Below are 18,612 nucleotides of genomic sequence, written 5' to 3'. Positions count from 1 at the left end.
GGGCACGACCAACTCCGCTGAGAATGAAGCAGACGGCACTGACGATCACGAGACACTCCTGAACGACTTCCTCGAGTCGCACGGAGCGTGGGAGAAATGGCGGACCTGGTCGGACGACACCACGCATGCCGTCCACGAATCCCTCGTCCTGCGCGCCGAGTTCGTCCACGAAGCTGACCCCGGCGATACCCAGTGGAAGGTCGCGGCGTACGAGAGCCCGGTCGGCGAGCGCCTGTGGCACGCCACCGCGACCGCCACCACCCCTGTCGAGATCGTACGTACGCTCCTCAACTCCCTCGACGCCACGGATACAGCCGAGATCGCCGAGGGCAACAACATCTCGGAAGCTACTGTCTGGGAGGCCACTCGCCCGTTGTTCGACGCCGGATGGCAGCACACCACCGACGGCCGCGTCATCCGGTGGGAGACACAAAGTGATCACCCCGCAGGCGCCCAGTTCGATGCCTTCGCCACAAATTTCCAGCAATCTGACCAGCCCACCTGGTCCTTCTGGGGCGGCGGAAACGCCGACAACCCCGGATGGGCGCTGCACTTCTCGACGCGCGCCACGGCCCCATTGATTCACGACGTGGCCTTCGAAATGGCCCGCGGGCTCGCTCAGAAGCCAACATCCTGCCGTCCCAAAGGGCCGAACACCCTGAGCCGCACCAGCACCAGCATCCGCGCGGCGCAAGCCCCGAACGCCGACGGTACTCGGCCACGGTAACGTCAGGCGGCGGCACCACTGCTCGCACCGCACAACAAGCACCATGCAGACCTGCCGGCCATGCGACGACGAGCGTGCGGTCAAGGCCCGGGTTTGAAGAGTTCGGCAATCGGGAGGTACCGGTGCCAGCGCCGCCCGAACAGAATCAGCAGGACCAGTATCGCCACCGCGACGCTCACAGCCGCTGAAGCCACGTCGGGCAAATCCAGCAGGGAGACTGCAACAGCACCCCCAGCAATCAACACGACAGTGACGCCCACGAGTATCGGCTCACGATCACGCACGGGCTCCAAGCCCGCTACTGACGCGACTGGCAGCAGAGTACCGATCTTGTTATCGGTGTACTGCTCTGCGATCGTTGCGGCCAACCCCGCTAACTCCTCCAACGCCTGCTGCGGATGATCGCCATGCAACTTGGCCTCAACAGTGCGGAGCTTGGCCACCACCCGCCCCGCGTGGCGCCGCAGTTCCGCGTTTGGAGGCGAGAAGGACGACACCGAACCGGCCCTGCGATACGCCGTCAGCACCTCGCCCTCCAGCCTCCGGAGGGCCGTTGACGCCTCGTTCATGGCCTCTCGTCGACGCTCTCCACCTCGCCTGTGAGCTTCAGCGCACCTCTCGATCACACCGGCACAGAGCCAGACCAGGCGATTGCGTCGTGTCGCTCGCGCTGAGCGCATGGTCAAGCCGGCGACAGCCGCCAGAACCATAGATCCTGCATAGAAGGCCAAGATGGCTGGGCCCTGGAGCAGCTCCTCCTTCCAGTTAGCCATCGCCTCATAGCTCAGGAACAGGCACGCGAGAAGCACGAAAGCTTCCAGGTTGATGAACCAGCCCCAGCCGGCGGCATCGTGCCTTCGTAGGGCCACGCGGAATGCAAGGGGTATCGGCCACCAGTCATATCCGAGGCGATCGAGCGCCGCACGCAGGTCCGCAACTTGCCTGTCCATCCGTCGCCTGGCGCGAGCACCGCGCACTCGACGGATCCTGTTGACCACGATCATGGCAGGTGAGGATGCCACACGACTCTGACAGCCAGCGGACGTCAAACCCCTTCCGACACCTACCAATTGGCCCGCCCCCCCGGCGGCGATCCGGGTGGCCTTTCTGGCAGTTGGGGTGCCGCAGCAGGCGTGGGGGCTACGTGGTGTCAGAGTTTGAACCGGCTGAACATGTCCGGGATGAACTGGAGCAGAAGTCTCTTGGCGTCCTCGGGCCGTTTCAGTTCGTCGTGGCCGAAGCGGAAGACCTCATACCCCCTGAGCTTGAGATCCCGGTCGGCGGCGACCATGTCCGCGTATCTGGCCGTGTCGGGAGTGCGGCCGTCGTCGCGCGTGTAGTGCTGCACTCCGTCGACCTCCAGGACGACACGCTGCCCGAACGGCAGCAACAGCAGAAAGTCCATGCGGGAGCGCAGCAACGCTTCGGGGCCGCGTTCCTTGACGGTCTTGGGATCCCAGTGCAGCCATACCTCGGGTAGGAGAGCAAGGTCATCCGCGCAGAATGGTCGAGCCGTGCGGTAAGCCGTGAAGAGATTCCTCTGACCGGCCGAGTTGCCCGGCAGGCTCCTGAGGAGCCGCTGGTAGAGATCTTCACCGGCGTCGCTCTCGCTGCTGTACTTGTGGGTGTCCTGCCACCAGCTGTGCAGGTCGCGCCAGCGCAGACCTTCGGCAGGGATCTCCCGGTCATAGACAAGGGTGGCGCCCGGTCGCCCGCCGACGATCTCGATGTCGTTGTCCACCGAGGATCGGAAACGAATATCGGGCTTTCCCAGGGAGGCAAAGATGATGTTCTTTGGCTTCCGGCTGCTGTGCAGGCGCGTCGAGACCAGGGTGAACAGCGGATAGCCGCCATCGCTGCCTGTCTGCCGCAACTCGATCCCATGAGCGCGGATGTGATCGTTGATCGTGCTGACTGTCTTCTCCTGCAGGTGCTCGTCCAGGAGAACGTCCGCCGAGACAAGTCCTTCCAGGAAGTGGGCAAACCTGGCGTTCCCTGCCTCGAACGCGCCAAGGCTCTCGAAGAGCTGCTCAGCCGACCAGTCCTCCTTGTTGCGGAAGACGTGCTTCTCGATGAGGTCCTTCAGCGTCACCGGCCGCGTCCCGTTCAGCAGCAGCGCGCTGAGCTCGTTGAAGGAGAGGTCCGGCCCCTCGATCACCCAGAGGCGATCGAGTAGCTGCAGGAAGCGGTCACGGTGCTGGGTGAGCTCCGGGAGATGCAGAGCGCGCGCCAGTTCACGGCGGGCCTTCTTGGGTATGTCGGGTGGTGCGGCCTCTTCCCACAGCAGATCTTCAAGCCGATGTCGGAGCGGTGGGCGCACAGGGAAGGGGAAGTCTTGCTGCTGTAGGACGCGTTGAGCCAGTCGCGGCAGTTCAGCGTCGGGTACCTGCTGGAGGCTCTGTTCAACCCGCTGCCGCTTGCTGCCGGCGTCCTCAGGAATCGCTGGCATGCCCAGTTGCTCGATGGTCTGGCTCAGCACCCTGTGTGTCAGGTCGCTGAGGGGCGCGACGGCGGTGTCGAGCAGAGCGCGAAGCGCTGAACGATTTCTGCTGCCAACCATGGGCAGATGGTGGCAGAGAACGGGGGAATCCGGCAGTGGCCCGCAATGCGAACGAGCCTGGCTTTTTCGGTGCTGGCGGAGAAGGTCACGCTGCTCACGAGCCCTCCAGAACTGCCCCTGACCCGGCGGTGGAACTGAGAGAGTCCGTCGTTGAGCACTGGGAGAGGGAGGGAGCCGATGGTGTCCGGTGAGGGGCAACACGTCAGGGCGGGAGGGCCGTCGCTGCTCGCAGAGTTCCATCGGCTGGGATCGCTGTCGTCCGCGCACAGGCGGGGCTATCAGTTGGAGGTGCTGTTGGAGGAGTTGTTCCGGCGGGCGCACTTCCGGGTTGACCGCAATGCATCGATCGCGAAACCGCGGCAGACGGACCTGGTGGCCCGCTACGGGGACGTGTGGTACTTGATCGAGGCCAAATGGCACAGCGGGCCGACCGACGCCGACGTATTCGATTCTGTCCGGTCACGGTTGGACCGGGCCGCCTCCTCTTCTGTCCTTGGCGTCATCATCAGCGTGAACGGCTTCACCGAATCGGCGATCGAAGATCTGCGAGTGCGCCGGGACCGGGGGCCCATCCTGCTGTTCGGCGAAGAGGAGCTGACCCAAGTCCTGCGCACACCAAGGTCGCTGGTCAACCACCTGCAGGTGAAGCGGGAGGAACTCATCACCCACGGCCGCGTGCACCTCGCCGCTGCACCGAAGCCCCGGCGTCGGCGCCGTCCGGCCAGAGACCTGCCGAGCGCTGAGGCGCGGCTGCTCGGCATCGACCTGCAGCCGCTGCCCTACGTCACGTCCGGGGGCGGCTTCGGGGAATTCGTCTTCGTACAGGAGCTACCCGACGTGGACTGGGCGTTCGGGATCGGCAGCGGTGTCTCCCTCGACGCGCAAGTCAGCGTGTTCAACGAAGACGGCCTTGTGGAGCTGCTGTGCGGGCTGGATTCCATGGGGTGGAACAGCGGCGAGCCGCGATGGAACATCCAGCAGTCCGGAGTGAACTGGCACGGCGCCGGCACCCGGGAGTTCGTTGAGGCGCTGCGTGCGTGGAGGAAGCGCGAAGAGAGCCTGGACAAGGCACACCACACCGAACAGATCGTCTACTTCGATACCTGCCAAGGCGGAGGCTTCTACACCCTCACCGCCAGCATCGCGAACCACCCCTCCCGGTCGATCTGCCACTGCCACTTGTCGTTCCAGCTGCCGGGAATCCCCGTGGCCCTCCAGCCGATCCGGCATTTGTTCGAGCAGTTCGACGCCGCGGAGTTCAGCTACTTCCGTCCGCTGACCAGCCCGGCCCTCATTCGGCATCGCCTTGTTCAGAAGGTGCCGCTGGAGGTCGTCAGTTACCTCGTTTCGCACAGCGACGAATCCTGGGAAGGGGCGGGATCCGGCGGTGCACCTTCCGGGTGGGTCACCGGTCTGGTGGTGAGAAATCCAAACCGCCGACAGGACGGTGCGCCGGCCCCGGAGGAGTGGCCGGGCAGGGTCGAAGAAAGCGAGCTGCCCGTCTGTGCGCTGCGGTCGCATCACCAGCTTGATGAGCCCAAGGCGACATACCACCTGTACTCGTGGGAGTACGCGCGCACCTCGGACGCCGTGGTCCTGCGGGCCGTGGCCGACTGGTAGCGGCACGAAGCGCGCAGCACCTTCTCATGATTAGTCGAGCGGCACCGTGCTCTCCTGTACCTAGTTGGGCGACGGCCTGGTGATCGCGGGCAGATGTAACCAGCCCGCGATCACCGCCGGACTCCCTCAGGTGAATCGCTGACATCTCGCCGGCCGCTACATCAGGGGTGTCGGTTGAGCTCGCGCTCGGTTGGGTATTCGGTCACGGCAGCCCGCACCTTGGCAGCGGCCTCGAACCACACCTCGCGGTGCGCCGCGCGCTCCTCGGCGTCCAGGTGCCCCAGTGAGCGACCCACGTCATCGGCCGCGCGTTGCAACTCGATCAACCTGTCAGGGTATCTAGACACGCGCCCTAGACTGACGTCGGACGCGCTGCCGCGGCTGCCTTCTCGGCCTGCCGCACGACGCTCGGGGCAGCCTTCTCCGGATCCGCCGGCTGGAAGCTGGCCATGTCACGCAGCTGATCAGCAGCCAGTCGGCCCCACTCGGCCTCGACTGACGTCTGCCGAACAGCCGCCATCTCCTGGCACAGCTGCTCCGCGATGCTCGACAGGACGATCACTGCGTCCCGCCGGTCCGGGAGCGACTGCCAGACGCAGTCCCAGCGGTCGCCGTACGCAGTCATGAGCTGCACGGCACCGTAGATCGACGTGGCGCGTACCAGCTCGTTTTGAATCACCGGGCCGCAGACGGTACACACTGCGCTGGCATGGTCGTGCGCCGCTTCCTTCGTATCGCCATCGCCGACCGCTTGAGTGCGGTCGGCCGACTCTGTTGCGGGCGGCACAACGGGTTCCGCGATGGGGTCAGAGGTGATCTTCCTGGTGGTCATGGCGGGACCGTACGAGGGCGTAGCCCAGGGGCAACCAGGACGCCACGAGCTACGCGCCGACGTCACCCAGTGAGGCTAACCCGTCTCCTTGCAGGCCCGGTTCCTCTCCCTGAGTACCCCGCCTCGACGTCCACCGTCTGCAGCGACAGCGCGAGCCCGCTCTCGAACCTCCGGTACGGCACCCTCGTCTCGAGCACGACCGCGCGTCAGTCCTCGGCGGGCGCGCCGAAGGCGTCTGCAGCCGCGGTCGGGCGAGGGCCCGCGCAGCACCGGGCGGCACACGCAGAACGTGGCGTCGTGCTCCGCCCGCGGGCGCGAGGTTGTTTAGCTGTCACTGGTGCGCTGGCCCGGCGATCTCCTCGGTCTGCCTGGCGACAGGGTGCGATACACGAGCCCCACGCCCTGGCGTGCAGGGCGAGAGCGGTGAGGGCAGCAAGGTGCATGCCCCGGTTCGGCTGGGTCGCGGTGGCGTCCGGCCAAGCCGGTGGCCACAGCAACCACGCCTGCGCCACGATGCTGAGATGCACGATGAACAGGAGCCGCTGGAGGACTGGGCACGCCGCCGCGAGGAACGTCGACACACCTCGAAGGGCAAGCGCCGCGCGGTGCCGTTGACCGAAGGTCCGCACCGCGGGCAACACGTCGACCCCGACGCACCACGCGCGATCCAGGAGTGGAACGGAACCGAGTGGGAGACGGTCGCCCTGGTCAGCAATCTCACCGAGGCCAAGACCCTTCTGTACCCAATGCAGCCGGCCGAACCAAAGCCCACCGAATGGGATCGTCCCGCGCTGGGGAAAGGCCGGGGCCGGCACCGGAAGCCGACGCCAGCAGAGGGCCGAGAGGAATAGCAGTCCATTCAGAACCATGCGAGAAGGCGGCGGCAATATAGCGACGGGTCCCCGGCTACCGAAACCGGGGATCCGCCGAATACTTGTAGCTCCACCGCCACTTCCTGACCGCCCGTCGAAAGGCAGCACTGCGACGATCCATGACGTCACCGCCACGCGAGACGCAATGCCCGGCCCTGCTCCATCACGCCGCGGCGTAGCTCAACCGGAACAGGTCCTGGGCTCGCTCCAGGTCCCGCTCGTTGCGCAGCTGGACCTCCAGGTCTCCTGTGCCATGGTGTCCGAGCCCGGTCACGTCCCGGGTAAAACCGGGCACCAGGCCCACGGCCGTCGGATCCGCTTTCAGGTAGACCAGCACCTTGGTTTGCTGGGGCGGGATGAGGCACGCGAAGTTCCGCAGCCGCTGATAGGCGCGGTACTGCTTGCGCTGCACCCGAGTGACGCCGTCGCCCAGACCGACGAGGACCTCGTCGACCGCTGCCGCCAGCTCGCCCATCGCTCCGCCCTGCTGCCGAACCTGAAGACCTGGCGTGCGGCGGCGTACCCGCTTGGCCTCAGCCGAGTGCCCGGTGACCGAGGACACGGTCTCAAGGCCGAAGTGGTCGCTGCCGAAGTACCGGTAGCGGACCAGGTCGATCGAGCGCCGGTGCTCGCGGACGGCGTGCGCGTCGTAGCGGGTGAAGTCGCCGGCCACGCAGATCAGCCGCGGTGCGCTCCACAGAATCCGGGACGCGGCCGTCACCCCGAGCCGGTCGCGGACCAGACTCCGGAAGGCGTCCTTGTGGCTCATCAGCCAGGCCATATAGAAGAGGCCCTGGTTGACAACACCCGCGTCCGTGCCCCGCTTGTACTCCACGATCACGGGCGCGCCGTTTTCGTCGAGCCCCAGCGAATCGATACGACCGCCGTCGACGCAGTCGATCACGTACTCGCTCGCGAGAAACGTGACCCCCAGCATCGCCTCCATGTTCGCCTCGACGAGATCCTGAACATCCGCCTCGACAGCCGACAAACGCGGCGTGACCTCAGTCACGCCGCTATTCGTCGTGTGGAACAGCCTCAGCCCCGACACCTTCCCCTCCTCGCTCTGGAGATCACCAACGCCGAACCGGGTCAGGGTTGTTTCCACGAGGGGCTTCGGGAGTGTGAAGATGGTGTGAGAGGCTACGTCCGGGCCACCGAGAGACACCCGTGTCCCACGGTTCCCAGGGATCTCCAGATCCCACATACGTCCCACAAGATCGCGGGACGAGCGCATGGAGGACTGCGTTTACGCAGGTAACCCCCGTAGCTCAGTGGATAGAGCACGCGCCTTCTAAGCGCCTGCTCTGTCCCTGGCCATGGCCCGAGGAGCTTTTCGCGCCACGTGTCGGCGGCGGATCAAGAGGTCCTAACAGAGGCGTTGCACGTTCCGGTGAGTGATGAGGCAGGCGGCGAGGCCGGGGAAGACGTCGCGGATGCCGTCGCGTCGTTTCCAGCGGATGCGCAAACGCCGGAAGCCGTGCATTCAGGCGCTTGTGCACTCGACGACGTACCGGAAGATACCCAGTCCGGTGATGGGGATTGGGGCTGCCGCCTGGTTCACTGGGCTGCAGCCTTTTGCTCGACTGCACCCCCGGTCGCCATGGCTCTGTGTCCGCATGGAATGCAGGTCGTCGCCGTCATGGTGGCCCTGCAGCAGGTGCGAACCGGACGATCAACTCGACGGCGCCCTACCGGCCAACGTGTACGTCTGTTGAGTGGCCGGTTATCGGCGCTGGCGCACCTTCTTGCGGCGGGCCGCCGATCGGGGGGCGGCGCGGTCAATCATCTTGGTGGTGGCTGTGGGGGACACGTAGGTGGCTGCGCCGTCTCCGTAGATTGCGGCGTCTGTGGTCTCGTTGGTCTTGTAGGCGAGGCGGTGCGATACGCCGAGGCGGCGTAGGGCGAGCATGACGCGTTCTGCTTCCGCCTTATTCGCCCTGCGCTCGTGTTGGTCGGCGGTGTAGATGCAGATGACGCGGCGGGGGTCGTCTCCCCCGGGCGCCATTGGCCAAGGTGCCGGCGCCGGCCTTGGCGATGGGACCGAGTTGGCTGCCCCGGACGGCGTCGTGGATCAGGCGCCACCCGGAATCGAGGGTGGCCACCGGCAGGAACCAGAGCCACCTGCCCCAGGTCGGCCGCGTGTCACCTGCAGGCTCGAGAGCCCAGAGCCATGGCGTGTCGGTGGTGGTGGCGGGCGCGAGGCCGGACAGGAGCGCCTCCACGAGAGCCCCTGGAAGCGGTCGAGCAGATCGCGGACCGCGAGGAGCGCGTGCGGGCCAAGAGCCAGATCATGGCCGACCAGGTCAAGCGCAACCGGGAGTGGTGGCAGGAGCGCAGCGCGCTGATCCGCGAGCTGTGGGACGACGGTCAAGGTCTGTCGAATCGCCAGATCGCCGACCGCCTCGGCATCAAACTCAGTACCTTGCAGGACGTGTTCCGTGGCTACAAGGGGTCCGGAACCACCCGGCCCAAGACGGTGTCGGACGATGGCGGAGCGCGGTAGAGAGCTGCGGTACCTGGACGGCCATGGAGCGGAGGATGCCGGCGAGTACATGTGAGAGTGCTACGCCGACGAAGGCGTCGACTGCTCCGGCGAGTCGGCTGTCCTCGTCCGCGCCAGCGCCCCGGGGAGCCGCCGCGTGTATCACGGGGACGAGCACTGCGGCCTGGCCGATGGCGAGGGGCGGCGCCTCGAGGATGCCAGCTGGATCTGCGCGGCGACGCCGAGGGAGTCGGCTACGTCCCCTGTCAGAGGTGTGGAACGCCAGCCTGACGCGCAAGCTGTCTGCTCGCCTTGGCCCTCCGTGGACGGGCGCCGGCTGCCGTGAAGAGCGGGTGGTCCAGGAGATGCGCGAGGGCGGGATGACACTCCGTGAGATCGCCAAGGAGATGGTGATCAGCTTCGGCCGCGTCCGTCAGATCCTCGATGAGGAGGCAGGGTAAGGACTTCTCGCATGGGGAGAGTGGATCCAAGTGGTTGACGACCGGCCAGTTCTCCGTTGTCGCTGGACGAGGCGTGAGGGACCCTGCAAGATCGCTTGTCATGAGCGAGGATCACAACGCGCGCGAACCCGAAGTCAGTGAACCTACCTCGCGGCGCTGGCGTCATTGGCTCACGCTGCTCGGATTCCTGATGATCGGGGCGGCCGTCTCTCTTGCCATCAACGAGTGGACCTCGGATTCCGAATCGCCTTGGTCGATCCTCCTAGCTGCCCTGGTGGGTCTCCTGGGCGCGGTCGGAGGCGCATGGTCGGCAACGCTTGCAACCCAAGAGACCGAGCGGATGAGGCGTAGCCGAGCGCGGGTCCGTGCTGCTGAGCAAGACCTGGAGCGAGCAGTCCATGTCTCGAACATCGTGATTCACGGCGCCACCGTTCAAGAGGTTGACTACGGCCGAAGCTCTGGCCAGGGCTCCGGCTCCGAACCGGGAGGAGCTGCTCCTGCCGACGAAGGTGGGGGTGATCCACTGGTCGGGCTCGCCCACCCCTCGCGTCTCGGCCTATCTCAGCTGTGGGCGGTCACTCACAGTCGGATCGACCTGTACCACGAGATAGCCACCGGGCAGGCGTCGCGGTCATTCCGCAACGCCCAAGTCGCCATGGTCCTCGGGTTCGCCCTCCTCGTTGCCTTCGTAGTTGTCGCGCTTCAGGCGAGCACCACGGCCGGTGCGATCGTCGCCGGCGGGATGGGCGCGGTGGCCGCGGCCCTTGCCGGATACGTGAGTCGTACCTTTGTCCGGTCACAAGAAGCCGCGGCTGGTCACCTGCGTGCGTACTTCGACCAGCCGCTGGAGTTCTCGCGCTACCTCGCGGCGGAGCGGCTGATCGCCGACTCGAACCTGAGCGTCGAGCAGCGGGCGGAGGTGGTCGCGGAGCTTGCGAAGGTTATGATCGCCGGGCCGAACCCGCCCGGTGCGGACACAGTGAACGGCGCGAACGGCGATGCGGGGAGCGCTCGGCCGTAGGTCATAGGATCCGCTCGTGGATCTGCCCGACAGCCTGATCGAATTGCAGCGCGCGGCCGACGATGAGGGCCGCAAGTTGGAACACCTCGACGCTGACGAGCGCGCCGCGCAGCGCGAGGTGTGGTTCGAGGCCGCGGCCCGGGTGCAGGCCGCCGTCACCGAGTACGCCGCCGAGCACGAGCTCAACCGGTACGAGGTCGAGAAGGTGCTGCGCCAGCTTGTCCGGCATCCGCCGAAGCCGGAGGAGTGAGCGGCCACTCCCGGCCGCCGTCCCACTCCGTCAGCGTCACCTCGGCGCCCGGCTGCTCCCGGGCGTAGCCCGCCCGCTTCCGCTCCGCCACGTCCGCGTCGTTCCACCAGCCGTCGAGGATCCGTGCACCGTCGCGGACGATGCTCACGTGGTACCGGCCCGGCGGCGTGGTCACAGCTCGCCGCCGCAGTGCCGGCAGTACGCGCTCGGCCGGTGCCCGCGGGTCGGCAGGTCGAGGCCGCGGGCCCGCATCCGCCGGAGGTGCAAGCTGATCGTCGACGGCGTAACGCCCACCACGTCGGCCAGTTCTCGCACGGTCGGCGCCTCGCCCCGCTCGACGACCCAGGCGCGGTGGGCGCGCTCGATGCCGTCCTGCCGCTGCTCGGCGGGTAGGGAGTCGGTGGTGCGGGACATGGTTACCCCCAGGTCGTGGCGGTCCCTACTCCTCCACTAGAGCACGTGTTCGATTTTTCAGGCAACGCATGATCGTTTCAGGGTGAATACGTGTCTGCCAGCCGAGTGGGGGCGCGTGGCGGCGGCACCAGCCGACAGGGCGCCGCCCGTACGGTCCGTGGACACCCGCTGTGATCTTGCCTGGCAGACCCGCCAGGAAGGCACGGCGCGCGCTGCTACCCGAGAGGAACACCCATGCTCAAGCGTCTCGCCGCCACTCTCGGCGGTCTCGCCCTCGTCCTCGGCGGTGCCGTAATCACAGCACCCGCTGCCAGCGCCACCCCGGAGGACTGCGTCAGCCACGTGTTGGAGAGGTTCCCGTGGGCGAACCCTGAAGTGGTGACGGGTGCGTGCGACGCCGGCGCTACCGGAGACATCGACACCTGCATTTTCGAGATGCTGCAAGACCGTATCGACTCGCGGATCGCGGCCGAGGGCTGCACCCGCGCCACCTTCTAGGGGCCACCCGCGCGGGGGCTGACGTCCCGGCCGTGCGGGCGGGTCGATGGTGGATGTGCGGTGGCTCCGCTCGCACGCATCGGTGACGTGTGCACCAATGGAGGTATGGCGAGCGCCCCGATCGTCGTGCACCCGCCGCTCGGCACGGGCGGCCGGCGCGTCACCGCGCGCGGACAGATCCTCGGCCTCGCCCACTCCGACGCAGACGTCGTGGAGTTCCTGCGCCGGGCCGGACTCGAGGACGCAGAGGCGCTGCTCGACGACCCGGCCTGGGTGAAGTGGAAGGGCGGCAGGGCGCACCACTACGAGGCGGCCTGACCAGGGTGAATGTCAGAGGCGGACTGTACGGTTCCGCCTCGTGACTGTGAAAACCCCCGCCATCGACTGGGCCACCTTCGGCAGCGCCTTCGCCGCTGCCTACGACGAGTTCGAGGCCAATGACTACCTCCACGCGGCAACAGCAGAGCCAGAATCAACCGCTCTGGGCATCGTCGACGCAGATGAACCTGATGATGCTGACGAACTACGTCGAGTCTTCCTCAAGCCAGTGGGCGACATACGCGAGTACTTCGCGCATGAGGCCGCCGATTTCACGCCGTGGGTGGCCCAGAACCTGGACCGTGTGGCCGCGGCAACTTGGATGACCGCGCCTCTGCGGCTAGTCGGAACCGAACAGAAGCTTGGTGGGTACCGCATCGACGTGCTCGCGCAGACTCAGGTGGATGACCGACCCCGATACGTTGTCATCGAGAACCAGTTGGAGCGCACCGACGCCGACCATCTCGGAAGGCTCATCAGCTGCGCGGCCGAAGTTGATGCCAGCCATGCCGTATGGATCGGCACAGAGTTCCGCGATGAGCACCTCAAGGTCCTCGACTCCCTGAACAGAAACAGGTCTGGGTGCTCTTTTCACGCGCTGCAGATCGACGCCGTGTACACCGGTGGCGGATGCGCGCACATCGATCTGGGCATCCCAGGAAGCTATCCCTCCCCGGACGATCACGTCCGAGAGATGGTGCATGCATGCATGCAAGCGGCGCGAAAGATCCAGTTGACCGTGGCCCGGCTCCGTCTGCTCATGGACAAGTACCCAGGCATCGACTTCACCCGGTACCGGAGCTTGGTGGAGGAGGCCGGTTGGGCGAGCTACGAGGGGGATCAGATGATGGGCGAGATACTGAAGGAAATGCCGGAGGAGCGGCGAACGCGCGGCATCTGAACGGAGTCTTGGTGCCGTCATTCCCGCGAACGCACCCGGGCGGCGAGGTTCCCCAGCAGCCACCGTGCGACCTCTGGGTCTGACTGGCGCCCGTCGCGTACGTCGGCGAGCAGGTTCATCAGCTCGTGGACGTTGTCGAGGGTGAGCACGGGGAGCAGCTCGGACGGCGGGTCTTCGGCGGTCGTGTCGTCGTTCAGGTCCATGTCCATGTCCCGTAACGGCAGCTGGGGCGACGAGGTCACTGACCGCCGCCGCCCGAACCTCCGAAGGGGGCTGGCCCGCTTCCCTGGATCCCGAGACCGTTGGTGTCGGCGTTGAACGTGCCCGCGATGAAGGCGCCCGTAGTGCCGCCGATCAGCAGGAGTGTCTCCGCGTTCTCGTCGAAGATGTCCCAGGCGACCTTCGTGCTCTCACAGATGAGTGTGCCCCGCCACTCCTCGAACCCGCCGTCTTCCGTGCTACCTGTGGAAACCGCGGCCCAAGCGCACGTGAAGATGGCCAAAGAACTGAACCTCGGCGTGACCTTCAACTCGCGCGCGATCAAGGAGACAGTCGAAGCAGCCGCGGCGGCGGGCGGTCTCGCCTTGCAGCCGACGGCCACGGACGCTCCCGTGGCGATCGCCCCGCAGGCTGATGGGGTCACGCCACGGGACACCGGTTCGGATCCGGAACAGGATCCCATTGACCACGGTGCGGTGGTCGTTCCACCGACCGCCCCGGCCACCCAGAGGTGGCAGGTGCGGTTCCAGTAACGACCACTCGCGATTCGTCAGATCCCCCCGACTCGCGATTCGTCAGATCCCCCCGACCCATGACGGGACCAACGAGCGACCACTCGGAAGGTCATATGATCCGCCGGACAGAACCTAGGCCCCCCAGGTGCCAGTGCAGGGAGGTGGCCCCGCCTCATGGCGCCCATCTCGTCCCCCGCCCCCCCCTCACCCACCTAGAGGAGTCCTCTACTACAGGTGCGCCCCCGCATCGGTCTCTGCCACGGCCCACGAACTTTGCTTCACCTCCGTCCCGACCAACCCGAGGCCCCAGGTGAGTGGCCTTCCAATAGCGCTCCCCAGCTGCTCCGCATGGGGAGCAGCTGGGGAGTTTTCTCGCCGCTGGGGGAGGCTCTGGGGAGTTCCGGTGGCATAAGCCGGTACAGCACCGAAAGACGCTGAAAGAAGCATCACCGCAGGTGAGGGCCGCAATGGACAACAAAAGCCGAGGTCAGCGACCCGACCCCGGGACCTCCATGCCGAAGGTGCCCTGCAGAGTCGGCCGGGTCGTGAACAAGAAGGCTCCTCGTGCTGCGCGGCGGCGTGCGGCGAACAAGCGGAACGTACGGCTCGTTCCCCGTGCGCGACAAGGGATGTGTCCGCATCCCGGTCCACCTCGCAGCGCCGGCCGGGCACGGTGCCGGCGGAGCCTTCGGTCAGCTGTCGACCCAGCCGTGCTTGCGGCCGTTCTGCACCAGTTCGCGGCGCACGGCGAGGATCTGCTCGCCGGTGAGGGAGGGGGCCGCGCGCAGCAGCAGCTCGGTGATCTCGTTGGTGAACTCGTCGACGCGCAGCACGTCGCACAGGACGTCGTCGCCCTCGGCGGCCGTGTGGCGGCCCGGGGCCGGGGCGGTCGCGCCCTCGGCGAGGCGCACGGAGGAGGCCTTGGGGCCGCGGTCGCCGTCCTCGATCTCGAACTCGACCTTCAGGCCGGTGCGCAGATACGACTCGGGGATGAGGAGATCGTTCACATGCAGGAAGACGTCCTCGCCGCCGTCGTCCGGCGCGATGAACCCGTACCCGCGCTGTCCGTCGAAGCGCACCACTCGTCCTGCCGTCATGCCGACCACCCCCAACCACCTCGGCGGACCAGCCGTCCGTGTCCGCACCGATTTCTGCGGATCCTAGCGGGCCCGGTCCCGGGTGTGCGTCAGGGCGGGGGTGTCACCCGCTGCGCCAGGCCGTGGTGCCGAGCTTCCCGGTGCTGCCGAGGTCGACGGGCGCGTACGGGGTGAGCGTGGTCGTGCCGCGGCCGAGGCCGGGGTCGATCCTGACGTGGGGGGCGGTGACGGGGGGCCGGGTCAGGTCGTCGTAGGTGGTGCGCCAGACGAACGTGGTGACGGCGCCGGCGCGGGGGCGCACGGTGATGCGGTGCGGGCCGTCGTCGCGGATGCCGGTGGTGATCTCGTCGGTGCCTTCGAGGACGGTGACGTGCTCGACGGGCTCGCGGTCGGCGTCGAGCAGGGTCAGGCGCGGGTAGCCGTTCAGTTCGACGGTGGACCGGCCGCAGTTGGTGAGGGTGACGCTCAGGGTGCGCAGGCCCGAGGCTGCCTCGGTGCGCCCCGTGGTCAGCCGGATGCCGGAGTCGGGGCAGGGGCGGGTGCTCGGCGCCACCTCGATGGTGTCGGGGCGTTCGGCGCTGTCGCAGCCGGCCAGGAGCAGCCCTGTCGCGGCGAGCGAGGCGAGGCGTCGGGTCGTCATGCGGTGATCCTACGGAGCGCTGCCGGCATCCCGGGTCCGGGCGGTGACGAGGCCCGACTCATAGGCGAACACGACGAGTTGGGCGCGGTCGCGGGCGCCGAGTTTGGTCATGGCGCGGCTGATGTGGGTCTTGGCCGTGAACGGGCTGATCACCATGTGCGCGGCGATCTCCTCGTTGGTGAGGCCACGCGCGGCGAGCGCGGTGACCTCGCGCTCGCGCGGGGTGAGGCCCTCCAGGCCGGGCGCGGTCGCGCGGTCCGGCGGCCGGGCGACGAACTCGCCGATGAGCCGGCGGGTGACGGACGGCGACAGGAGGGCGTCGCCGCGCGCCACGACACCGATCCCGGCCAGCAGGTCCTCCGGCTCGCTGTCCTTGAGCAGGAAGCCCGAGGCACCGGCGCGCAGCGCGTCGAAGACGTAGGCGTCGAATCCGTAGTTGGTGAGCATGACGACGCGGACGTCGGCGAGGGCCGGGTCCCCGGCGATGCGGCGGGTCGCCTCGATGCCTCCGGCGCCGGGCATCTGCACGTCCATGAGGACGACGTCGGGCATGACGCGCCGGACCAGCTCCACGCCGCTCTCCCCGTCCCCGGCCTCCCCCGCCACCGTGATCCCGTCCTCGGCGTCGAGCAGGGCCCGGAAGCCGGCCCGCATCAGTGCCTGGTCGTCGACGAGCACCACCCGGATCACCGGTCGGCCCCCGCCGCCCGTACGGGGTCGGGCGCCACCTCCGGCGCGCGGGGCGCCGGCGGCTCGACCGGGCCCGGGGCGAGCGGCAGCCGGGCCCGCACCTCGAAGCCGCCCTCCGGCCGGGGCCCGGCGACGAGCGTGCCGTGGAGCGCCTCGACGCGCTCGCGCATGCCCGTCAGGCCGGTGCCCTCGACGGGCGGCCGGGCCGGGTCGGCGGCCCCGTCGTCGGTGACGTCGACGCTCAACTCCTGTGTGCCGTAGGCGATGCGGACCTCGATGGTCGCGTCGCGGCCCGCGTGCCGGGCCGCGTTCGTAAGGGCTTCCTGCACGATCCGGTACAGGGTGCGCTCCACGGGCGCCGACAGCGGGCGCTCGGTGCCCTCGATGCGCAGCGCCACCGACAGGCCCGCCGAGCGGGCCCGTTCGACGAGAGGGGCGGGGCCGCCCGTGGGCTCGTCGGCGCGCAGCACGTCGAGCGTCGCGCGCAGTTCACGCATCGCCTCGCCGCTCGCCTCCTGGATGGCGAGCAGCGCCTGCGGCACCTCCTCGCCGCGCTTGCGGGCGAGGTACACGGCGACGCCTGCCTGCAGCTTGACGATCGAGATGCTGTGGGTGAGGGAGTCGTGCAACTCCCGTGCGATGCGCAGCCGTTCCTCACCGGCCCGGCGCAGCGCGGCCTCCTCGCGGGTGCGTTCGGCCTCCAGGGCGCGCTGCTCGGTCTGGTGCAGGTACCGCTGCCAGTTCCGGTCGGCGAGTCCGGTGACGACCGCGCACACGAACCAGCCGGCGAGCAGCATGCCCCGGCCCGCGGCGCCGTCGCCCGCGAACGCGTCCCGGACGACGTAGAGGGTGAGGAACGCCCCGGCGACCGCCGCGCCGAGCCCCCGGTGTCCGGCGCGGGACGCGGTGTGCACGGCGCCGATCACGGGCAGCGCGGCGACCGGCCCCGGGGCGGCGTGCAGCACGTACACCGAGGTCAGGGCCGCGACGGCCAGGAGCACGGCGCGCGGTGCGCGGGCGTACCCGGCGAGCGCGGCGGCGGAGCCGGCCATGAGGACGTAGTCGACGGGGGTGGCGCCGTGGGTGAGGGCCGCGCCGGACACGACGACGGCGCCCACGATCAGGGCGAGGGCGGCTCCGGCCGGCGGGACCGGTCCCCCGGCCGCCCGCCGCTCGGCACCGGCCCTCTCGTGCCTCGACTCTGCGGCCACGGCGCCCCTTTCACGGTCGGCTGCGGGCGTCCACGAGCAGGCTAGCCGGACCGGCGGTCCCGGCCACTCCCCCGTGGGGACCGTCCCGGCCGCCGGTCTACTCCCCCGGGAGTAGTCGCGGCTCGGCTCCGCCGCACGACGCGCGGGCCGGGGCGCGAGGGCGAGGCTGAGCGGGTCCGGAGCACCCTGCCCGGCGAACCGACCGAACCGACGAGGAGCCCGTCATGCCCGGCCCGTACCGCTACACCGTCCCGCCCGCCCCCAAGGCCGCCACCGGCACCACCGCGGCCGTCTACGCGCAGTCGGCCACCGACTTCGGCATCGCCCACCCCGTGCCGCTGGTCGCCTTGTCGTCGGCGCCCGAACTGCTCGCCCCCGCCTGGGCGTTGATGCGCGAGTCGCTCATCGCGGGCAGCGGTTCGCGCACCGACCGGGAGCTGGTCGCGTCCGGCGTCTCGCTGGCGAACCGCTGCCCGTTCTGTGTGGACGCGCACGCCGTGCTGCTGCACGCGAACGGCGATCACGAGCTCGGCACGGCCGTGGTCCAGGACGCGCGGCCGCGCGACGAGCGGGCGGCCCGGCTGCTGGACTGGGGCCGCGCCACCCGCGTCCCCGGCTCGCCGCTGCTGGCCCCGGCGCCGTTCGCCCGCGCCGACCTCGCGTCGTCCGTGGGCACCGCGCTGTCCTTCCACTTCATCAACCGGATCGTGTCGGCGCTGACCGAGGACCGGCTGCTGCCCTGCGGTGGCGCGAAGCTCCAGGCCGTACGGTCCCTGGCGAGCCGGGGCATGACGGAAGTCGTGCGCGCCGAGCACGCGCCGGGCGCCTCGATCCCGCTCCTGGACACGCCGGGCGCGGGTCCCGCGTGGGCGGCCGGCACCACCGTCGGACCCGCCTACGACGCGCTGCGCACCGCCGCGACGATGGGCGCGGGGCTCCTCGACGACGGGGACCTGGCGCTGGTGCAGGAGACCGTCGCGCGGTGGGACGGCACGCATCCGCCGGCCGGCTGGGCGGGGCTGCCCGACCGCGGGGACCGGCCGGGGGCACGGCTCGCGATCCTCGCCGCGCTCGCCCCGTACCGGATCACGGACGAGGACGTGGCCGCGTGGAAGGTGCCGCCCTTCACGGACCACTGTCTGGTGCACCTGATCGCGTACGGCGCGTTCGCCGCCGTCGACCGGATCGAGTCGGCGCTGCCGGTGGAGGCGCTGCTGTCCGCGGACGATGCCGCAGTGTGATGCGGGTGTGACGGAAGTGGGCGTATACCCGCGCGGCAAC

At 68.6% G+C, this 18,612-nt stretch carries 23 protein-coding genes and 1 pseudogene; 11 read left to right on the top strand and 13 right to left on the bottom strand.

Features of this window, described 5'->3' with window-relative positions; all coding sequences use genetic code 11:
- Window positions 1-727: SPDY domain-containing protein (locus tag ACZ4E1_RS09955; RefSeq protein WP_467537570.1), on the top strand; the 727-nt coding region annotated here is incomplete at its 5' end.
- A gap of 80 nt (window positions 728-807) precedes the next feature.
- Here the strand turns inward: ACZ4E1_RS09955 and ACZ4E1_RS09950 are convergent.
- Window positions 808-1,731 (bottom strand): hypothetical protein, encoded by a 924-nt coding sequence (locus ACZ4E1_RS09950; RefSeq protein WP_467537568.1) that lies wholly within the window; start codon window positions 1,729-1,731, stop codon window positions 808-810.
- 146 nt (window positions 1,732-1,877) lie between these two features.
- Window positions 1,878-3,287, bottom strand: a complete 1,410-nt coding sequence (locus tag ACZ4E1_RS09945; RefSeq protein WP_467537567.1) for an AbiJ-related protein — start codon at window positions 3,285-3,287, stop codon at window positions 1,878-1,880.
- Window positions 3,288-3,464: 177 nt separating this feature from the next.
- Between ACZ4E1_RS09945 and ACZ4E1_RS09940 the strand changes: the two genes are divergently transcribed.
- On the top strand, window positions 3,465-4,907 hold the full coding sequence (locus ACZ4E1_RS09940; protein ID WP_467537566.1) for a restriction endonuclease: 1,443 nt from the start codon (window positions 3,465-3,467) through the stop codon (window positions 4,905-4,907).
- 161 nt (window positions 4,908-5,068) lie between these two features.
- Here the strand turns inward: ACZ4E1_RS09940 and ACZ4E1_RS09935 are convergent, their stop codons facing one another.
- Window positions 5,069-5,233 (bottom strand): hypothetical protein, encoded by a 165-nt coding sequence (locus tag ACZ4E1_RS09935; RefSeq protein ID WP_467537564.1) that lies wholly within the window; start codon window positions 5,231-5,233, stop codon window positions 5,069-5,071.
- A 26-nt stretch (window positions 5,234-5,259) separates the two neighbouring features.
- Window positions 5,260-5,739, bottom strand: coding sequence for a hypothetical protein (locus tag ACZ4E1_RS09930; protein ID WP_467537563.1), 480 nt, complete (start codon window positions 5,737-5,739; stop codon window positions 5,260-5,262).
- 521 nt (window positions 5,740-6,260) lie between these two features.
- On the opposite strand from ACZ4E1_RS09930, the gene ACZ4E1_RS09925 reads away from it, so the two are divergent.
- Window positions 6,261-6,590, top strand: coding sequence for a DUF6087 family protein (locus tag ACZ4E1_RS09925; protein ID WP_467537561.1), 330 nt, complete (start codon window positions 6,261-6,263; stop codon window positions 6,588-6,590).
- A gap of 184 nt (window positions 6,591-6,774) precedes the next feature.
- Here the strand turns inward: ACZ4E1_RS09925 and ACZ4E1_RS09920 are convergent, their stop codons facing one another.
- Complete coding sequence (locus ACZ4E1_RS09920; RefSeq protein ID WP_467537623.1) at window positions 6,775-7,662, bottom strand: DUF5655 domain-containing protein; 888 nt, start codon at window positions 7,660-7,662, stop codon at window positions 6,775-6,777.
- A gap of 1,242 nt (window positions 7,663-8,904) precedes the next feature.
- Between ACZ4E1_RS09920 and ACZ4E1_RS09915 the strand changes: the two genes are divergently transcribed.
- From ACZ4E1_RS09915 to ACZ4E1_RS09900, 4 genes are all read left to right on the top strand, one after another.
- On the top strand, window positions 8,905-9,117 hold the full coding sequence (locus tag ACZ4E1_RS09915) for a helix-turn-helix domain-containing protein (RefSeq protein ID WP_467537560.1): 213 nt from the start codon (window positions 8,905-8,907) through the stop codon (window positions 9,115-9,117).
- A gap of 251 nt (window positions 9,118-9,368) precedes the next feature.
- Window positions 9,369-9,557 carry a sigma factor-like helix-turn-helix DNA-binding protein gene (locus ACZ4E1_RS09910; protein WP_467537559.1) on the top strand — a complete coding sequence of 63 codons (189 nt, stop codon included), beginning with the start codon at window positions 9,369-9,371 and terminating at the stop codon, window positions 9,555-9,557.
- Window positions 9,558-9,657: 100 nt separating this feature from the next.
- Entirely contained in the window at window positions 9,658-10,578 is a 921-nt protein-coding gene (locus ACZ4E1_RS09905) for a hypothetical protein (protein ID WP_467537558.1), read from the top strand.
- Window positions 10,579-10,594: 16 nt separating this feature from the next.
- Window positions 10,595-10,828, top strand: a complete 234-nt coding sequence (locus ACZ4E1_RS09900) for a hypothetical protein (protein ID WP_467537557.1) — start codon at window positions 10,595-10,597, stop codon at window positions 10,826-10,828.
- Window positions 10,829-10,999: 171 nt separating this feature from the next.
- On the opposite strand, the gene ACZ4E1_RS09895 is transcribed toward ACZ4E1_RS09900, so the two are convergent.
- A complete protein-coding gene (locus ACZ4E1_RS09895) occupies window positions 11,000-11,242 on the bottom strand; it encodes a LexA family protein (protein ID WP_467537554.1) in 243 nt (80 codons plus the stop codon).
- 234 nt (window positions 11,243-11,476) lie between these two features.
- On the opposite strand from ACZ4E1_RS09895, the gene ACZ4E1_RS09890 reads away from it, so the two are divergent.
- From ACZ4E1_RS09890 to ACZ4E1_RS09880, 3 genes are all read left to right on the top strand, one after another.
- Complete coding sequence (locus ACZ4E1_RS09890; RefSeq protein ID WP_467537551.1) at window positions 11,477-11,740, top strand: hypothetical protein; 264 nt, start codon at window positions 11,477-11,479, stop codon at window positions 11,738-11,740.
- A 105-nt stretch (window positions 11,741-11,845) separates the two neighbouring features.
- Complete coding sequence (locus ACZ4E1_RS09885; protein WP_467537549.1) at window positions 11,846-12,058, top strand: hypothetical protein; 213 nt, start codon at window positions 11,846-11,848, stop codon at window positions 12,056-12,058.
- Between the two features lie 40 nt (window positions 12,059-12,098).
- Window positions 12,099-12,959: a hypothetical protein gene (locus ACZ4E1_RS09880; RefSeq protein WP_467537547.1), complete on the top strand. Its 861-nt coding sequence runs from the start codon at window positions 12,099-12,101 to the stop codon at window positions 12,957-12,959.
- Window positions 12,960-12,976: 17 nt separating this feature from the next.
- On the opposite strand, the gene ACZ4E1_RS09875 is transcribed toward ACZ4E1_RS09880, so the two are convergent.
- From ACZ4E1_RS09875 to ACZ4E1_RS09845, 7 genes and pseudogenes are all read right to left on the bottom strand, one after another.
- On the bottom strand, window positions 12,977-13,162 hold the full coding sequence (locus ACZ4E1_RS09875; RefSeq protein ID WP_467537545.1) for a hypothetical protein: 186 nt from the start codon (window positions 13,160-13,162) through the stop codon (window positions 12,977-12,979).
- A 35-nt stretch (window positions 13,163-13,197) separates the two neighbouring features.
- On the bottom strand, window positions 13,198-13,560 hold the full coding sequence (locus tag ACZ4E1_RS09870; RefSeq protein ID WP_467537543.1) for a hypothetical protein: 363 nt from the start codon (window positions 13,558-13,560) through the stop codon (window positions 13,198-13,200).
- A 37-nt stretch (window positions 13,561-13,597) separates the two neighbouring features.
- Window positions 13,598-13,750, bottom strand: a pseudogene (locus tag ACZ4E1_RS09865) (transposase); the annotation flags it as partial.
- A 635-nt stretch (window positions 13,751-14,385) separates the two neighbouring features.
- Window positions 14,386-14,790: a cold-shock protein gene (locus ACZ4E1_RS09860; RefSeq protein ID WP_188336062.1), complete on the bottom strand. Its 405-nt coding sequence runs from the start codon at window positions 14,788-14,790 to the stop codon at window positions 14,386-14,388.
- A gap of 103 nt (window positions 14,791-14,893) precedes the next feature.
- Window positions 14,894-15,430 carry a DUF4232 domain-containing protein gene (locus tag ACZ4E1_RS09855; RefSeq protein ID WP_467537541.1) on the bottom strand — a complete coding sequence of 179 codons (537 nt, stop codon included), beginning with the start codon at window positions 15,428-15,430 and terminating at the stop codon, window positions 14,894-14,896.
- Window positions 15,431-15,439: 9 nt separating this feature from the next.
- The gene (locus ACZ4E1_RS09850; RefSeq protein ID WP_467537539.1) at window positions 15,440-16,120 is read right to left on the bottom strand and encodes a response regulator; all 681 of its coding nucleotides are present in this window, start codon (window positions 16,118-16,120) and stop codon (window positions 15,440-15,442) included.
- Window positions 16,117-17,244 carry a sensor histidine kinase gene (locus ACZ4E1_RS09845; protein WP_467537622.1) on the bottom strand — a complete coding sequence of 376 codons (1,128 nt, stop codon included), beginning with the start codon at window positions 17,242-17,244 and terminating at the stop codon, window positions 16,117-16,119. The genes ACZ4E1_RS09850 and ACZ4E1_RS09845 overlap by 4 nt, the downstream gene beginning before the upstream one ends.
- Window positions 17,245-17,555: 311 nt before the next feature.
- On the opposite strand from ACZ4E1_RS09845, the gene ACZ4E1_RS09840 reads away from it, so the two are divergent.
- The gene (locus tag ACZ4E1_RS09840; protein WP_467537537.1) at window positions 17,556-18,572 is read left to right on the top strand and encodes a carboxymuconolactone decarboxylase family protein; all 1,017 of its coding nucleotides are present in this window, start codon (window positions 17,556-17,558) and stop codon (window positions 18,570-18,572) included.
- Window positions 18,573-18,612: the final 40 nt, after the last annotated feature.

It is taken from the genome of Streptomyces sp. NPDC025806 (assembly GCF_055558275.1).
This window is presented reverse-complemented; position numbering and strand designations above follow the sequence as displayed.

Bases quoted from the DNA above. Each gene is read 5' to 3' on its own strand.
- ACZ4E1_RS09890 (WP_467537551.1), top strand. From the start codon at position 11,477: ATGCTCAAGCGTCTCGCCGCCACTCTCGGCGGTCTCGCCCTCGTCCTC.
- ACZ4E1_RS09905 (WP_467537558.1), top strand. From the start codon at position 9,658: ATGAGCGAGGATCACAACGCGCGCGAACCCGAAGTCAGTGAACCTACC.
- ACZ4E1_RS09885 (WP_467537549.1), top strand. From the start codon at position 11,846: ATGGCGAGCGCCCCGATCGTCGTGCACCCGCCGCTCGGCACGGGCGGC.
- ACZ4E1_RS09915 (WP_467537560.1), top strand. From the start codon at position 8,905: ATGGCCGACCAGGTCAAGCGCAACCGGGAGTGGTGGCAGGAGCGCAGC.
- ACZ4E1_RS09950 (WP_467537568.1), bottom strand. From the start codon at position 1,731: ATGATCGTGGTCAACAGGATCCGTCGAGTGCGCGGTGCTCGCGCCAGG.
- ACZ4E1_RS09930 (WP_467537563.1), bottom strand. From the start codon at position 5,739: ATGACCACCAGGAAGATCACCTCTGACCCCATCGCGGAACCCGTTGTG.
- ACZ4E1_RS09925 (WP_467537561.1), top strand. From the start codon at position 6,261: ATGCACGATGAACAGGAGCCGCTGGAGGACTGGGCACGCCGCCGCGAG.
- ACZ4E1_RS09860 (WP_188336062.1), bottom strand. From the start codon at position 14,790: ATGACGGCAGGACGAGTGGTGCGCTTCGACGGACAGCGCGGGTACGGG.
- ACZ4E1_RS09840 (WP_467537537.1), top strand. From the start codon at position 17,556: ATGCCCGGCCCGTACCGCTACACCGTCCCGCCCGCCCCCAAGGCCGCC.
- ACZ4E1_RS09875 (WP_467537545.1), bottom strand. From the start codon at position 13,162: ATGGACCTGAACGACGACACGACCGCCGAAGACCCGCCGTCCGAGCTG.
- ACZ4E1_RS09940 (WP_467537566.1), top strand. From the start codon at position 3,465: ATGGTGTCCGGTGAGGGGCAACACGTCAGGGCGGGAGGGCCGTCGCTG.
- ACZ4E1_RS09945 (WP_467537567.1), bottom strand. From the start codon at position 3,287: ATGGTTGGCAGCAGAAATCGTTCAGCGCTTCGCGCTCTGCTCGACACC.
- ACZ4E1_RS09855 (WP_467537541.1), bottom strand. From the start codon at position 15,430: ATGACGACCCGACGCCTCGCCTCGCTCGCCGCGACAGGGCTGCTCCTG.
- ACZ4E1_RS09895 (WP_467537554.1), bottom strand. From the start codon at position 11,242: ATGTCCCGCACCACCGACTCCCTACCCGCCGAGCAGCGGCAGGACGGC.